The organism is Vibrio sp. SCSIO 43086, from assembly GCF_051132235.1.
GTDB classification, from domain to species: domain Bacteria; phylum Pseudomonadota; class Gammaproteobacteria; order Enterobacterales; family Vibrionaceae; genus Vibrio; species Vibrio diabolicus.
Genome location: NZ_CP072677.1, coordinates 1,946,601 through 1,961,759, shown reverse-complemented (window position 1 = coordinate 1,961,759; position 15,159 = coordinate 1,946,601). Strand labels below are relative to the sequence as shown.

The window sequence follows — 15,159 nt, the reverse complement described above, 5'->3', positions numbered from 1 at the left end:
GTTGAGTTTAGTGTTTAAGGTGCTTTGCAGAAGCTTTTGTATTGCGTGCCGGCACCCCTTAACGCGGCGTTATACGCCCGAGTACCCCACGTTTAGTAGACACTTTACTAAGTTAGATCTAGGGTCTAATTGAGAGGTGATTTATGGCTAAACATCGTAATCCAGCGTACACCGAAGAGTTCCGCAAAGAAGCAGTCCGCTTGGCCAGTCTTCCTGGCCGAACAGCAGTTTCCGTTGCCAAGGAGCTGGGCATTAGTGCCCAGCAGATCCGGAACTGGAAGCGCCAGTTCACACGCCTATCTGATAAACAGTTTAACACCTTAGATGGTGTTGATTATTCGAAGAAAGAGTCCGAAGAGCTTCGAGCGTTAAGGCGCGAGAACAAACGACTCAAAGATGAAATGGAATTCCTAAAAAAGGTCTCGGCGTACTTCGCGAAGCAGCAAGAGTGAAGTACGAGTTCATCGAAAGCTATGTAGGTGAGTATTCCATTAGCTTAATGTGTCGTGCGTTAGAGGTGAGTCGGGGTGGTTATTACAAGTGGTGTCATCATACGCCAAGTGAGCGTTCAGAGCGGCGAAAGCGCTTTGAACAGCTCGTCATGTGTACCTTTGCTCAATACCGGGCACGTTACGGCTCAGTGCGAATAGCCGAAGAGCTCAACGAAGCAGGCTATGCCTGCTGTGTGAATTATGTGGCTGATATCATGAAGGAAAAAGGTATTAGGGCACGTAATGGCAAAGGGTTTAAATACAGCAAGGATGTGGCAGCGATGACGAATGTTGCTGACAACTTACTGCGTCGAGACTTTGTATCTGAGACACCGAATCAGAAATGGGTCACTGACATCACGTATATCTGGGTGAAGAGCCGTTGGCTCTTCTTGGCGACAGTGATGGACCTGCATTCAAGGCGCATCGTGGGTTGGTCGTTAGGGACAACGATGACCGTCGAGCTCATCACTAATGCGTTAAAAATGGCGTTTGAGTCACGTAAGCCGCCTAAGGGCGTCATTATCCACTCGGACCGTGGTGTACAATACAGAGCCTATAAATATCAAGACTTCATGCGCAAGCATGGAGGTGTACCGAGCATGAGTCGACAGGGTAACTGTTGGGATAATGCGGTGATGGAGTCGTTCTACAGTCGACTGAAAGTCGAACTGATATACGCAGAAGACTACCAAACTCTCGAAGAAGCCCGAATGGGCATCTTCGAATACATCGAGGTATTTTACAATCGTAGAAGAAGACACTCAGCGTTAGGGCATGTCAGTCCGGTTGAGTACGAAAGTATGTAGTTATGTACTGTCTACTTTTTGTGGGGTACACCAGTTTTTAAGGGGTAGTAGTGAAATTTATAGGATACCTGTCAAAAGGTAACTCAGTTGGGTTGGAGCAGGATATTCAATCATACTGGGAAATTAACGATGAAGGGTACGTTTCCAGAAGCATAGAAATTAAACCAAATGGAGATGTGCTCAAATACTCTGAAAATCACTTGGCGGATTCTTATGGTCAGTTGCCTGAAGGGGTTATAAGTGATGGCAACTTATCTGACAATAGCTTTGGTTGTTGCATCGAAATGACTGAAAAGGAATTTGAGAAGATGTGGCAAAAAACAGCAACAAACAAAACATAACAAAGCGTTCAAGAGGGATTCGCAACGCTTGGCAATTTGGGTTCAAAGTTTAGCTTTTGTGTTTATGGCACAATGGTTTAAGTTGGGTGGCTTGCGTTGTTCACCCCTTAACGCGGCGTTAGAAGTTTTCAATCAGGTTAGCATTGAAGTTTATGTTAGAAATTAAAGAGTTTATGCCGTTTTTCCAGACTTTACTTGGTGGTGCTTTGACATTCCTTGGGGTGTACTTTGTCCAACGTAAATCTGATAGACGAGAAAACGATAAATTGTACAGAGAAACCGTACAGCAAACATTTGAAGCACTAAACAGGGTTGAAACCCTTTATACAAATGAAGCTATCGTTTTTTATAAAGCTATACGTGACTCAAATCTTGAGAAAATTAAAGAGTCAGTATTAGGAGAGCAAGCTTCAGAGTGCAGCGATAAAGTAGTTGCATTGTTAGAGTTGTATTTTCCATTTATGGAAGAATTTATCGAAGAGTTTTGTGAAATTGAAGCTAAATTAGTTAACTATCACAATGAAGTGATCGACTCATTCAATGAGGTGGATTTGGAAACTTATAACAAAGAGTCTGAGCGTCTAAGTGATGTTATGGCTGAAAAAATCGCTCAAATGAAATGCTTACTGTCTGATATGATGCATAAAAAAACAAACTTCTAACAAACTGTTTAAGAGTGATTCGCAACGCGTGGCATTTTTACTATGCGTTGCGTTTAGTGTTTAAGGTGGTATGCGGCGGCTTCGGTATTGCGTTGCTCACACCTTAACAGGGCGTTAGACAAATAAAAGGAAAACATATGACACTTGGGTGGTTAATTCTTCTTTCATTTCTACACATTGGAGTTTGTCTTTTTAGTCCTTTTGTGTTTTTCATTGTCGTATTTCAACTGCGTGAATTTGAACTTTCTAAACATCACTCAGATATCTGTATGGCTTTAGGTGGAGCATATGTCATTTCGACAATTGTGAGTGTAATTATAGTTTTTAATTACTACCTTGCTGATAGCCAGGAATCATACTATTGGTGGTTTGCAATGCCTTGGGCACTATTAGTCGCTATTATTGTGTACATATTGAAAGTAGCGAAGGTAAAATTTGCCTAACAAACTGTTTAAGAGTGATTCGCAACGCGTGGCATTTTTACTATGCGTAGCGTTTGGTGTTTAAGGTGGTATGCGGCGGCATCGGTATTGCGTTGCTCACACCTTAACAGGGCGTTAGTACGGGTTTGACATCAAAGGTCATAAGTTTTGGTGTTTATCTGTTTTGGCGCTCGTCTTTACACCTTTCAGTTTGTACCTTTCACGTTCTTTCCGGTGGCACTATATGCGGAGTGTTCGCTTTGATTTCACCGTTTACGGCTTCTAACTCTTAGCCTATTTCTTTGGCGCTTTTTCATTTTCGTGGTGTTTTTTGAGAGAGCCTTGATTACTTTTGGTGTGGCTGTTGAAGTACGAGGAAAGAATCCTTTTTTAAGTTAAAGCCAGTGAAAGTAGGGCAGTTCAGTGCATTTTTCTTCTAGCCAACTTTCGTCTTTCAATCGGGGTAAAGTTTTGTAGCTGCCCGTCTCACTTCAGTGTTCAAAGCCTTTCATATCATGCCACTTTTCAATATCTTGGAACGTATAAATAGAAGTAGCGCATGTACTAACAAATTGCTTAAGAGTGATTCGTAACGCGTGGCATTTTTACTTTGCGGTGGCTTATGGTGATTAAAGCGCTGTGCGGTAGCTTTTGTATTGCGTTACTCACACCTTAGCAAGGCGTTAGTACGGGATTGGCATCAAAGGTTAAAAATTCAGTGTTTATCGGCTTCGTTTCCTAGCTTTACACCTGAATGGGCGTGCCTTTCATGTTCTTTCCGGTGGCACTATATGCGGAGTTTTCGCTTAGACTTCAACATTTACGGCTTCTAACGTTTTGGTTATTTCATGGGCGCGGCTTCTCTTGTGTGGTTGGTTTTTGCCTTAAATTCGGTTCTTTGGTGTGGTTGTCAAAGTTCGGTGACCGAATCCTTTGCTAATTTTAAGCTAGTCAAAATAGGGTAGTTTGGCGTGTTTTTCTTCTAGCCAACTTACGTTTTGAGGTTGAGTTCTAGTTTGGCAGTTGTCCCTTCAGTTATAGCGTTTTAAGCCTCAAGTTTCGTGCTATATTTCAATATCTTGGTGCAAACCAAAAGGTTTTGGAACAGCGTACTAACAAACAATTCAAGAGTGATTCGGCACGCGTGGCATTTTTACTATGCGTTGGTTTAAGTGATTAGGGTGGTATGCGGTGGCATCGGTATTGCGTGCCTCACACCTTAATTGGGCGTTAACTGGCGCAGAAAATACGAAAGCACAATGATACAGTTTCTAGGTTCAGAGGTTTAGCGTGTTCGGTCGGTTTCCTTAGCTGAGCTAATGCGACTAATTTTAGTTTGATACTTAAGTTTACTGATGTGAAAGGCGGCACAAAGCCTTCTAATAATATAAGGCATTCGCGATTAGTTCAGCGTACTTACATCGCCTAAGTATGGTGTTGTGAGACGCATTTCAAACTAAAGGTAAACGGTAATTTTTAGGTTAAATACATATTTGAGTTAGCTTTGCTAATCATTAATTAGCAAAACAGCTTTGGCGAAAGTGGCTGAAAGATCGGCGAAAACTGAAAGGCGCTCAGTTAACAAACTGTTCAAGAGGGATTCGCAACGCGTGGCATTTTAACTGTGCGTTGGTTTTTAGTGTTTAAGGTGGTATGCGGCGGCTTCAGTATTGCGTTGCTCACCCCTTAACAGAGCGTTATGTTGTCACTAGATTTTTATACCTATACTTTTGTTGCATATATGGACTGCAATCGGAAAAAGATAGGAGCAAAAAATGACTAAAACTATTGCTGGTTACGAGATGGGTACACAGTATCCAGTTTACCTCATTCGTATTGATGACGAAAATGGCAATATCATCAAGTGCTTCGTCGAGTGTAGCTTGAGTAATTGGAGCTATAGCTTAGACCGTATAACTGAGCAAGAATATGCGGACTTAATCAATGACAAAGTACCTGAAGTTGATAAGCAGGATATCTACAAATCCTTCTTTGATTATGATGAAAATTCAAGTTTTGCAGTATGCTAGTTGTGCTCTTTCAAAAACAACATAACAAACTGTTTAAGAGTGATTCGCAACGCGTGGCATTTTTACTATGCGTTGCGTTTGGTGTTTAAGGTGGTATGCGGTGGCTTCGGTATTGCATTGCTCACACCTTAACAGGGCGTTATGTTTTGAGGAGGAAACTTGGAAATAGGTGTAACTATAAGCTTGGCTCAAATCCCTATCGTCAGAGGCGACTTATGTGGAAATATTGAAAATCACATTAGAATGATCGAGGAATCATCTTCTTACAAAGCTGATGTTGTCGTTTTTCCGGAATTATCATTGACGGGCTATGAGTTAGATTTAGTTGCTGAGCTAGCGTTTTCGCCTGAGCCGTCGAGTTTTAAAGAACTCTCTCAAGCGTCAGTTGAAAATGAGATTATAGTTATTGCAGGTTGTCCGCTAAAAGCTAACAATTCCTCAAAGCCAACAATAGGTGCGGTAGTTTGTTTTCCCGATGGCTCAGTCCAATTTTATTCAAAGCAATATCTGCATGAAGGCGAAGATAATTATTGTTCTTTTGGGGCGACGGATTACTTCTTTACTGTGAATGGGTATCAAATAGCATTGGCTATTTGTGCCGACTTTATAACGTCGGAACATTCTCTACGGGCTAAAAAGCTCGGTGCAGATGCTTATGTTGTAAGTGCTCTAATTTCTGGTAATGGTTTTACCCCTGATTCTAAAATCCTATCCGAAATTGCTTTAGAGCAACGAGTTCCAGTACTTCTAAGCAACCATATCTCAGAAACAGGTGGCTGGAAAACTTGTGGTAAAAGCTCAGTCTGGGATTCATTTGGGAAGCTCATTATTAGCTCTAGTGAAAAAGACAGTGGTTTGGTTTTGTGTACTATTGCTGGCAATGAGATCGAGGCTACTAAAACATAACAATCTGTTTAAGAGTGATTCGCAACGCGTGGCATTTTTACTATGCGTTGGTTTTAGTGTTTAAGGTGGTGTGCGGAGGCTTTTGTATTGCGTTGCTCACACCTTAACAGGGCGTTAGTTTGCAAGAGGAAAAACGCAGCTATATCGCAAGATCTAGTGGTAAAAGCTCAAAGTTGAAATTGTCGTATCGGCGTTCAATTTAGGTGTTAACTAGCGTGGTGAAAATTCAGAATTGGCATCGTTTCAACGGTTGATTTGTTTTTTGGTGCGGCGACTTTTGGGTTACCTGAGTCGAACTTTTTTGCTGAAACTCTGCTCGTTGAGTTTGTTGGTACAAAAGCCGATCTACTTGCTGAAATGTCGTTTTCTCTGGTGTGGTAAGTTCATGTGGTTTCAGTGGCTTTGTTGACAGTCCGCATTGTGAGATTGGTTTTCCAAAAGCGCTTTTTGGTGTTGTGAGTTCGTTTTCTGCGTCGTTGTTTGTTCCACGTGGTTTCATTGAGTAGCCGCTTTGAGACTACGCCTGACTTAAATGCATCAAAACACATAAGTTTTATTGTTTGCAAAGCTTAAAATAACGTAAAATCAACGCTTTGGGTTTGCAAACTAACAAACTGCTCAAGAGGGATTCGCAACGCATGGCATTTTTACTATGCGTTGGTTTAAGTGATTAAGGTGGTATGCGGCGGCTTCGGTATTGCGTTGCTCACCCCTTAGCAGGGCGTTATATTTTTTGGAGATTCCGTGGAAAATAAAGATATAGTTAATGCCATCTTGGAACTAACTAAGATAGTTAAAAGTAACCCTGACTCCGCTGTTCAAGCTGCAGATTTAACGGTTAAAGGCATGGTCGCAGTTGCTCTGATTACCGTGGTCGTACAGCTGATTGTTACGTTCGTTATCGTGCGTAATGAGCATCGAAAAAGTCATATACAAGCTAAGCTCGACAGAGCTAAAGAGTTAGATCTTCAATGGCATAAAAATGTACAAGAACACCTTTCCAATTTGGTGACTTTAGCTGATCCGGATATTGAGTCATCTAGTAAGCAAGAATTGCTGAAATCAGTTTATAGCCTTAATCTATTGCTGGATCGAAATGTTCAAGAACAAGAGCTTCTAAATCAGTCTATAAACAAATTAGCTGCTTGCTACGATGAAACGTACCAACCTAGCCAGCGTTATAAGTTACAGAGTGAAGTCATCGAAGCAGGGCAAAAAGTCCTATACAAATCAAAAATATAACAAAGCATTTAAGAGTGATTCGCAACGCTTGGCAGTTTCGCTTCGCTCAAGTATAGCCAAGCGCCGCTCACACCTTAATGCGGCGTTAGCCGTCATGGTGCTTGTTAAACTCAAAGTGATAGAATAGTATCACTATAGTATTCCTTTGGAGCAGCTCTCATGAAAGTAGAACTAGTTACATCACTTAAACGTCAAGCAACTAAGATCCTTGCCGATCTCCACGACACCAAAGAACCAGTGTTAATTACCGAGCATGGTAAGCCATCCGCGTATCTAGTTGATGTTGCTGATTACGAGTTTATGCAAAATCGTTTGGCTATTCTGGAGGGTATTGCACGAGGCGAACGCGCGCTAGCTGACGGTAAAGTGGTAAGTCATGATGAAGCCAAGGACAAAATGTCAAAATGGCTGAAATAATCTGGACTGAGCCAGCATTATCTGACCTCAACGATATCGCTGAATACATCGCAGTTGAAAACATTGTTGCGGCAAAGCAGTTAGTACAAACGATCTTCTCCAAAGTTGCACGCCTACAAACTTTCCCAGAGTCAGGTCGTATTCCACCCGAACTAGAACATTTAAGTTATCGTGAAGTTGTCGTTAATCCATGTCGTGTTTTCTATAAGCAAGACGGTGACAAAGTGTTTATTCTGTTTGTTATGCGTGCTGAGAGAGATTTACGCAAATTCCTGTTGAATAAGCAATAACCGTTGGGAATGAGCGGCTAACAAACTGTTTAAGAGTGATTCGCAACGCGTGGCATTTTTACTATGCGTTGTGTTTGGTGTTTAAGGTAGTATGCGGCGGCTTTGGTATTGCGTTGCTCACACCTTAACAGGGCGTTAGCTTTTTAGTAGCAAACTATCATAATTTACGATTTTAATTCCAGTGTATGATACTGTGATGTCTGTATTTTGGCTGCGTATAATGGAATTATTCTTATGATGCTTGTTAACTATTTGAACGAAAACTTCATTACTCTGGAAGAACTGGCGAGCGTAACGAAAATCGACCAACAAGAGATTAGATCTTATCAAACAAAGAAGCTGATGCCACTGGCATCATACAAGTTAGATGTTGCACTCAACTGTAGTTCATTTACTGGTGCTCACAGTGAGAATTATGTCATGGAGTACTATGCAAAAGGCTATATTTCTTGGTTAAGTACAGATCACACATTAAAAAGTGAAGAGCGCGTATTCGAGGAGTTCTCTAATCGTTATAGCAGGGCACTTTCTGTTTTAAAAGGTTCAAAATGTGAGGTTGCTACCCCAGGGTTGAACGAAATAATCATGGAAGACTGGGAGCATTTTCTACAAGGCACTTATGGGCTTTGCACTCAAACGGGGCTTCCGGAAGATATAGCAGCGAAAGGATTCGCGGTTGAAAAAATCAAAGCCCTGTTAGAACGTGATGTACTTGATAGTAACGAAATAAAGCGCCTCGAATACTTTGTTAACCTATTGGATAACGCTAGTTCACCTTTTGCCCCACATGAAAGGCTAAATAGTTCAAGGCATCGTTTAGTTAATGAAGTTCGACGAAAATATAAGCTTCAAAGCTAACAAAGCATTTAAGAGTGATTCCCAACGCTTGGCATTTTCAGTTCAAGGTTGGGTTTCGTGTCTATGGCGCAATGGTTTAGGTTTGGTGGCTGCGTTGCTCACACCTTAATGCGGCGTTAGTTGCCAACGAGGAAAACGCAGCTAAAACAGAGTGTTTAGGTCTAATCGTTCGTGTGCTTTGCTCTATTTTGCACTTCGAACTTCGAACTTCGGGTTCTTGGTTAGCGGAAATTGAGCCTCGATCTTTTCCTAGTTTGGTTTGCCGTTTCAGAAACCGATTTACTTGTTGAAAGTCAGCTTTGTGGCATTGTTTCTCCAAAAGATCTTTTTGGTGTTGTCAGTTCGCTTTCTACGGCGTTGCGTGTTCCAAGTGGTTTCAGTGACAGGCGCTTTGAAACTGCGTCTGATTTGAGTGTTTTAGGACACGAGAAATAGGTGTTGGCAAAGCGGTAATAAACCTTAAATAAAAGCCTTGGGTCTGGCAACTAACAAAGTATTCAAGAGGGATTCACAACGCTTGGCAGTTTTGGTTTGAATTGGCTTAAGTGTTTACGGCACAATAGGTTAAGTTAGGTGGTGGCGTTGTTCACCCCTTAATGCGGCGTTAGCCGCCTTTGCCCATTGAATGTACTCAGTCCGAGGTTTGAATAGCCAAATCCGCTTTTTCATAGCCGATGGTTATTATCGAGTATGGCCATCAAACCGGTCGCGTGAATTTGGTTGTTTTCTTCGCTACACGCACCGAAACACCCGTTGTTTGTGTCCAGTGTTTCAACTTTTACAGCATGATTTGAATTCCTAGCCAAGCTGTTGTTTCTTGGTTGTTGAAACAAGCAGACATTTCGAAATCCAGTGCGGCGGTTTGGTTCTAGAGCGGGGTGGCGGCAAGCCGCGAAAGGCCGGAGCCAACGGCTAACAAACGCTTTAAGACGGATTCGCAACGCGTGGCATTTGTGGTTTGCGGTAAATTTAATGATTTAGGTGGTGTGCGGAAACATCGCATTGCGTTGCTCACCACTTAAGCGGGCGTTATGGCGCTTTGCAGATCTGCGGAAAATAATCAGAAAGGAATTCGGAAAAAATGATACGTAATTTTTACACTTGCGATAAAGAAGTGGATGAAAACAGCCATGATGGAGAAGGCTCTATAGACATCTATCGTGCGTTCAGGCGTAAAGATTTCGATGGTGCATGGGATTTCGCTATTCGTGTCGTTATGCCACCGGGAAGCTCTATGGGCGAGCATACTCATGGAGACGATGAAGAAATGTATATCATTTTGAAAGGTGAAGGTACCATGACCATTGAAGGCAAGGAAAGAAAAGTGACTTCAGGAGATATGATAGTTAATAAACGCTTTGGCACACATGGTTTGGTTAACACATCGAACAATGAAATTGAGCTATTAATAATTCAAGCAAGTCTAAAGTAAATCGCCATAACAAAGCGTTCAAGAGGGACTTGGCACGCGTGGCATTTTCGGTTTGCGGTTGGTTTAGTGGTTAAGGTGTTATGCTGTCACTTTTGTAGTGCGTGCCCGCGCCCCTTAACGCGGCGTTATGAGCTAAAGGGTAATTAGGAGAATAGTTCTGTTGATCAGTGTGGCTGTTTTTTGTGTCATTGTGGGTTTCTACTTTTGGTATGGAGAAAGTGATACGTCGGTAAAGGAAGCCGGTATTGCAATGCTTGCCTATATTGCGTATACGATTTTGTATTTGTTTGTTCCGCCTTTCCCTTTGGGCACGTCATCACAAATGGGGCAATTATATGGTTTTGTGCCACTGTTATCTTTTGGGGCCATTTTATTTCCTCATTTCAATACACAATCACCGGAAACAATAACACGAACAATCGGTTGGGTTGGCCTTATCACAGTTGCGCTTATCCTCGTTTGTTTCAAACTTTTTGTCTGGTAAGTGGGCAACGTAAGTACGCTCATAACAAACTGTTTAAGAGGGATTCGCAACGCGTGGCATTTTCACTATGCGTTGGTTTTAGTGTTTAAGGCGGCATGCGGCGGCATCAGTATTGCGTTGCTCACCCCTTAACAGGGCGTTAGGGCACAGGGCGGAAATGGACAAAATCGTAGAATTAATCCAACAAGATCCAGTTAGAGTTAAAGCCTTAGAGTACGTCTCTAAATTGGGCTTGCCTCAATGCTATATTGCAGCTGGTTTCGTTCGTAATCTTGTTTGGGATGCACTGCATGGTTTTGATGCGGCGACACCATTGAACGATGCGGATGTTATTTACTTTGCTCCTGACGAGAGTGACCCTAAAGCATATTTACAGTATGAATCTCAGCTCAATCAGCTAATGCCAGAAATTAATTGGCAAGTTCGTAATCAAGCTCTCATGCATACTCGAAATGGCGATTTACCATACACTAGCTCCCTTGATGCTATGAGTTATTGGCCAGAACAAGAGACAGCTGTTGCCATTCGACAAGTCGCACCTGGTAGCTATGAATGTATTGCAGCCTTTGGGTACGAATCCTTATTTGGTTACTGTGTCACACATAATCCTAAAAGGTCACGAGAAACGTTTGAAAATCGTGTAAATTCAAAGGGCTGGTTAGTAAGGTGGCCATCTTTGAGAACTGTGCCCTAACAAAGCATTTAAGAGTGATTCGCAACGCTTGGCAGTTTCGCTTCGCTCAAGTATAGCCAAGCGCCGCTCACACCTTAATGCGGCGTTAGTCGCCAGAAAAAGCTAGCAGTCAAATTCATGTTTCTAAGCTCAAAACTTGGCTACTGGTTGTTTGATTCATAGTTCCATCTTCGACGGTCAAAGCTCAGTTTCATCGGTTCTAGATCAATGCATTGCTATTTACCAAGCGGTTGTTTCGTTCTTTGGTGGTGATAGAGCGGGGCGATCGAGAGTCTGTTTTTGGTTGCTACTTCGCTCGGTGAGTTTGTTGGTATAAAAGCCAATTTACTCGCTGAAATGACGTTTTCTCTGGTGTTGTAAGTTCCACGTGGTTTCAGTGACTTTGTTGAAAGTCCGCACTGTGAGATTGGCTTTCCAAAAGCGCTTTTTGGTGTTGTCAGTCCGTTTTCTGCGGCGTTGTTTGTCCCAAGTGGTTTCATTGAGTAGCCGCTTTGAGACTACGCCTGACTTAAATGCATCAAAGCACATAAAGTTTGTTGTTCGCAAAGTTTAGTTCGGCTTAAAATTGTCGCTCGGTGCCTCGCGACTAACAAACTGCTCAAGAGGGATTCGCAACGCGTGGCATTTTTACTATGCGTTGATTTTAGTGATTAAGGTGGTTTGCGGCGGCTTCGGTATTGCGTTGCTCACCCCTTAGCAGGGCGTTAGTTTGCAAGAGGAAAAACGCAGCTATATCGCAAGATCTAGTGGTAAAAGCTCAAAGTTTAAGTTGTCGTATTGGCTTTCAATTTTAGTGTTAACTAGCGTGATGAAAATCCAAAATTGGTATCGTTTCAACGGTTGATTTGTTCTTTGGTGCGGCGACTTTTGGGTTAACTGAGTTGAACTTTTTCGCTGAAACTCTGCTCGTTGAGTTTGTTGGTATAAAAGCCGATCTACTCGCTGAAATGACGCTTTCTTTGGTGTGGCAAGTTCCACGTGGTTTCAGTGACTTTGTTGAAAGTCCGCATTGTGAGATTGGTTTTCCAAAAGCGCTTTTTGGTGTTGTGAGTTCGTTTTCTGCGGCGTTGTTTGTTCCACGTGGTTTCATTGAGTAGCCGCTTTGAGACTACGCCTGACTTAAGTGCATCAAAACATATAAGGTTTATTGTTTGCAAAGTTTAAAATAACGTAAAATCAACGTGTTGGGTTTGCAAACTAACAAACTGCTCAAGAGGGATTCACAACGCGTGGCATTTTTACTGTGCGTTGAATTTAGTGATTAAGGTGGTTTGCGGCAACATCGGTATTGCGTTGCTCACCCCTTAGCAGGGCGTTATGTGCTTTCCGGAAAAAGGAGTATTTATGCCAGTTTTGAAGTCAAATGCGAGATTAATCGATTTTCAGAAATATGTAGCAGAGCTTGAAGTTGAGCGAGGATTTTCAGAACAACTTGTGAATGAGAAATGTCTGCTTCTTGGTGAAGAAGTAGGTGAATTATTTAAAGCGGTGCGTAAAGCAGAAGGCATCGCCATAGATCCAACATCTAAAGTTGGTGACATTAGCGATGAGTTAGCAGATATTTTCATCTACTTGTGTTCCATTGCTAATAGGTATGATATTGACCTTGAAAAAGCATTTTTGGAAAAAGAGCAGAAAAACAGTCAAAGAACCTGGTCATAAATAAATTGAGCTACGCACATAACAAATTGCTTAAGAGTGATTCGCAACGCGTGGCATTTTTAGCTTGCGTTGGGTTTAGTGATTTTGGCGCAATGCAGAGGCTTGGTCATTGCGTTGCTCACACCTTAGCAAGGCGTTATACGCTTAATGGAAAATGATACAAAAAGGACGTTATGAAGTTATCTGAGTTACAAAGTCATATAAAAGAATTCGATTATGCGCCAGAGCAATCTGAACACTATTTTTTAAAACTAATCGAAGAAGTTGGCGAATTATCAGAATCTATTCGCAAAGGTAAAAGTGGGCAACCAACGCTAGATGAATTAAAAGGTTCAATCGCAGAAGAGTTATATGACGTCTTGTATTATGTTTGTGCTTTAGCCAATATTCACGGTGTAAACCTTGAGAAAACGCATGAACTAAAAGAAGTTCTGAATAAGGTTAAGTACAACCGATAGGACGCGTATAACAAATTGTTCAAGAGGGATTCAGCACGCGTGGCATTTTTACTATGCGTTGGTTTAAGTGATTAGGGTGGTATGCGGTAGCATCGGTGTTGCGTGCTTCACCCCTTAACAAGGCGTTAGTTTCATAACATCTTCTATACACCACTAAGTGCATATATTATTCTTTTTTAGAATAAGTCCTAAAATTATACATGGATGAGTAATGAGTAACGTAATTTCAGTTAGCAGTTTACCGTATAATTTGCCAAGCAATGAGCAAGAACAATTAAGAATACTAGCTAAAATAATCGATTTTAAACCAGAACTACTTGTTGGGGCGGGAAAAGTAGAAGTAGATGCGATTTGTTCGATGATCTTGTATAGACATCTCAGTCAGAAGCAACGAGTGGATGCTATGAAATTGATACGAAGTGTTTCGAATAGAGCCTTAATGGGAAAACTAGTAACAGGAGCGTTAGACACTACTTTTGTTAACCCGCAATATGGCATGTAGTCAATGACTGAGAAAGAGTTACAGTCTGATAAAGATTTTCATAGCTTTTTAGACAATTTCGCTAGTTATATAGGTATTAGTGCTTCAAGCCTTGGAATCAAAGACCTATACAAGGAATCTAAAGCTAGAGGTAAACTTGGCAGAGGTGGTTTAGCTATGCTTGTCATTTGGGGAGCTGTTGCGTTTAATAAGTCTGAATTAAAAAAAGTAAATACAGAGTTAGAAAATCGAAGTGTGCGATTGGTTTCGGGGCTTCATCAATGATTTCAAATATTATTTCTTATGTGCTTGTCACTGTCTTCGCTATATGGTTGTGGAATGATGCTCCAGCTCAACACAGAGATAACCTGTTCTATGTGGCCGTAGTATGTTCTCAAATCGGTTTCTTTATTTATTCTCGAAAGTTAGAGAAACTAAAAAACAGGGTAGAAGACTTGGAAAATAAGCACTCTCTAGAAACAAAAAACTAACAAGGCATTTAAGAGTGATTCCCAACGCTTAGCATTTTTTATGTCATCGTTGGGTTTCGTGTTTAAGGCGTATAGGCTTAGTCTGGTGGTAGCGTTGCTCACACCTTAATGCGGCGTTAGCATTCAGAGGGTAGAGTATGAAAAATGTGTTCATTGGTGGTGGCGCGATAGCAGTGGCCTTATCAATCATAGGCGGGTTAGCTGATATTGGGAAAGCAACTCGCAACATAGACAGAGTTTCAACTATATCGGACAGCACTAGGGTAATTGATACAGTGAATGACACTGGAGAAATTAACTCTACAGCTAACAAAGCCCAACAAGTAATCGAGCCAATACAAAAAACCGCAGACGTGTATTCTACGGCTGATAATCTTAGTAAATTTGAAAATTCAAATTCGTGTAATAAAGATAGTAATCAGCAACCTACAAACCAAGAATGCTAACAATCTGTTTAAGAGTGATTCGCAACGCGTGGCACTTTTACTATGCGTTGGCGCCAGTGTTTAAGGTGGTATGCGGGAGCTTCGGTATTGCGTTGCTCACACCTTAACAGGGCGTTATAGCTCAGGGGTAACATGAAGTATAAGTTAATTAAATCAATGGCTCACAACTTCACTCACTCATTTGTTGGTGGGTGCAACTATGTTGATGACGCATTTATATTTGAAGACTTATATACTTTAGCTCGCCTGAACAAAGGTAAGCCAGTTCAGATTTCTTGGGTTCCAGCTCGTACTGAGGAGTTGTTTAGGCTTACTCCGAGAATTAGAAAATCAATAGGTTACTACCGAGAGTGGCTTCCAAAACATGCAGCTAGTCACAATGTTTCTTTAGAACGCCTTAAAGAGTTTTATCTTCAAGTCTACATGGCTAAAAATCACCAGGTATATGTTAAAGCTATTACAGTTGATGACCGGGGTAAGAGAGTTGAGCAATACGTTTACGCTTGAGCTATAACAAACTGTTCAAGAGGGATTCGCAACGCG

23 protein-coding genes are annotated in these 15,159 nt (G+C 41.6%); 22 read left to right on the top strand and 1 reads right to left on the bottom strand.

From position 1 onward, the window contains the following. Positions 1-143 precede the first annotated feature (143 nt). The 15 genes from J8Z23_RS09195 (at position 144) to J8Z23_RS09125 (ending at position 11,078) form a co-directional block, all read left to right on the top strand. Positions 144-452 carry a transposase gene (locus tag J8Z23_RS09195; protein ID WP_004413754.1) on the top strand — a complete coding sequence of 103 codons (309 nt, stop codon included), beginning with the start codon at positions 144-146 and terminating at the stop codon, positions 450-452. After that, complete coding sequence (locus tag J8Z23_RS09190) at positions 449-1,300, top strand: IS3 family transposase (protein ID WP_434633003.1); 852 nt, start codon at positions 449-451, stop codon at positions 1,298-1,300. Before J8Z23_RS09195 ends, J8Z23_RS09190 begins: the two co-directional genes overlap by 4 nt. A 50-nt stretch (positions 1,301-1,350) precedes the next feature. Beyond that, complete coding sequence (locus J8Z23_RS09185; protein ID WP_301660110.1) at positions 1,351-1,641, top strand: hypothetical protein; 291 nt, start codon at positions 1,351-1,353, stop codon at positions 1,639-1,641. A gap of 152 nt (positions 1,642-1,793) precedes the next feature. Continuing rightward, positions 1,794-2,303 (top strand): hypothetical protein, encoded by a 510-nt coding sequence (locus tag J8Z23_RS09180; protein WP_301660111.1) that lies wholly within the window; start codon positions 1,794-1,796, stop codon positions 2,301-2,303. 137 nt (positions 2,304-2,440) lie between these two features. After that, positions 2,441-2,746: a hypothetical protein gene (locus tag J8Z23_RS09175; protein WP_434633080.1), complete on the top strand. Its 306-nt coding sequence runs from the start codon at positions 2,441-2,443 to the stop codon at positions 2,744-2,746. Positions 2,747-4,500: 1,754 nt separating this feature from the next. After that, the gene (locus J8Z23_RS09170) at positions 4,501-4,755 is read left to right on the top strand and encodes a hypothetical protein (RefSeq protein ID WP_301659304.1); all 255 of its coding nucleotides are present in this window, start codon (positions 4,501-4,503) and stop codon (positions 4,753-4,755) included. A 159-nt stretch (positions 4,756-4,914) separates the two neighbouring features. Beyond that, complete coding sequence (locus tag J8Z23_RS09165; protein WP_301659303.1) at positions 4,915-5,661, top strand: carbon-nitrogen hydrolase family protein; 747 nt, start codon at positions 4,915-4,917, stop codon at positions 5,659-5,661. Between the two features lie 744 nt (positions 5,662-6,405). Then, a complete protein-coding gene (locus J8Z23_RS09160; protein ID WP_434633078.1) occupies positions 6,406-6,903 on the top strand; it encodes a hypothetical protein in 498 nt (165 codons plus the stop codon). Between the two features lie 159 nt (positions 6,904-7,062). Next, entirely contained in the window at positions 7,063-7,320 is a 258-nt protein-coding gene (locus J8Z23_RS09155) for a type II toxin-antitoxin system Phd/YefM family antitoxin (protein ID WP_053397238.1), read from the top strand. Then, positions 7,308-7,610: a type II toxin-antitoxin system RelE/ParE family toxin gene (locus tag J8Z23_RS09150; protein WP_053397237.1), complete on the top strand. Its 303-nt coding sequence runs from the start codon at positions 7,308-7,310 to the stop codon at positions 7,608-7,610. Before J8Z23_RS09155 ends, J8Z23_RS09150 begins: the two co-directional genes overlap by 13 nt. Positions 7,611-7,844: 234 nt before the next feature. Next, positions 7,845-8,468 carry a DUF6058 family natural product biosynthesis protein gene (locus tag J8Z23_RS09145; protein ID WP_301659357.1) on the top strand — a complete coding sequence of 208 codons (624 nt, stop codon included), beginning with the start codon at positions 7,845-7,847 and terminating at the stop codon, positions 8,466-8,468. A 231-nt stretch (positions 8,469-8,699) separates the two neighbouring features. Then, positions 8,700-8,903, top strand: a complete 204-nt coding sequence (locus tag J8Z23_RS09140; protein ID WP_434635298.1) for a hypothetical protein — start codon at positions 8,700-8,702, stop codon at positions 8,901-8,903. 646 nt (positions 8,904-9,549) lie between these two features. Continuing rightward, positions 9,550-9,900 (top strand): cupin domain-containing protein, encoded by a 351-nt coding sequence (locus J8Z23_RS09135; RefSeq protein WP_104971868.1) that lies wholly within the window; start codon positions 9,550-9,552, stop codon positions 9,898-9,900. Between the two features lie 169 nt (positions 9,901-10,069). Continuing rightward, positions 10,070-10,384, top strand: coding sequence for a hypothetical protein (locus J8Z23_RS09130; RefSeq protein ID WP_230818582.1), 315 nt, complete (start codon positions 10,070-10,072; stop codon positions 10,382-10,384). A gap of 157 nt (positions 10,385-10,541) precedes the next feature. Next, positions 10,542-11,078: a nucleotidyltransferase family protein gene (locus J8Z23_RS09125; protein ID WP_167426466.1), complete on the top strand. Its 537-nt coding sequence runs from the start codon at positions 10,542-10,544 to the stop codon at positions 11,076-11,078. Positions 11,079-11,293: 215 nt separating this feature from the next. Here J8Z23_RS09125 and J8Z23_RS09120 read toward each other — a convergent pair whose 3' ends face one another. Next, positions 11,294-11,557: a hypothetical protein gene (locus J8Z23_RS09120; protein ID WP_140090027.1), complete on the bottom strand. Its 264-nt coding sequence runs from the start codon at positions 11,555-11,557 to the stop codon at positions 11,294-11,296. Between the two features lie 402 nt (positions 11,558-11,959). On the opposite strand from J8Z23_RS09120, the gene J8Z23_RS09115 reads away from it, so the two are divergent. From J8Z23_RS09115 to J8Z23_RS09085, 7 genes are all read left to right on the top strand, one after another. Further along, positions 11,960-12,175 (top strand): hypothetical protein, encoded by a 216-nt coding sequence (locus J8Z23_RS09115; RefSeq protein ID WP_301659350.1) that lies wholly within the window; start codon positions 11,960-11,962, stop codon positions 12,173-12,175. Between the two features lie 247 nt (positions 12,176-12,422). Further along, positions 12,423-12,740, top strand: coding sequence for a MazG nucleotide pyrophosphohydrolase domain-containing protein (locus tag J8Z23_RS09110; protein ID WP_301659351.1), 318 nt, complete (start codon positions 12,423-12,425; stop codon positions 12,738-12,740). A 173-nt stretch (positions 12,741-12,913) separates the two neighbouring features. Then, positions 12,914-13,198: a MazG nucleotide pyrophosphohydrolase domain-containing protein gene (locus J8Z23_RS09105; protein ID WP_017448465.1), complete on the top strand. Its 285-nt coding sequence runs from the start codon at positions 12,914-12,916 to the stop codon at positions 13,196-13,198. A gap of 211 nt (positions 13,199-13,409) precedes the next feature. After that, on the top strand, positions 13,410-13,700 hold the full coding sequence (locus tag J8Z23_RS09100; RefSeq protein ID WP_256965168.1) for a hypothetical protein: 291 nt from the start codon (positions 13,410-13,412) through the stop codon (positions 13,698-13,700). A gap of 3 nt (positions 13,701-13,703) precedes the next feature. After that, on the top strand, positions 13,704-13,964 hold the full coding sequence (locus tag J8Z23_RS09095) for a hypothetical protein (protein WP_256965169.1): 261 nt from the start codon (positions 13,704-13,706) through the stop codon (positions 13,962-13,964). Between the two features lie 343 nt (positions 13,965-14,307). Next, entirely contained in the window at positions 14,308-14,616 is a 309-nt protein-coding gene (locus tag J8Z23_RS09090) for a hypothetical protein (protein WP_434633070.1), read from the top strand. A gap of 132 nt (positions 14,617-14,748) precedes the next feature. Beyond that, positions 14,749-15,123, top strand: coding sequence for a hypothetical protein (locus J8Z23_RS09085; RefSeq protein ID WP_301659353.1), 375 nt, complete (start codon positions 14,749-14,751; stop codon positions 15,121-15,123). Positions 15,124-15,159 lie beyond the last annotated feature (36 nt).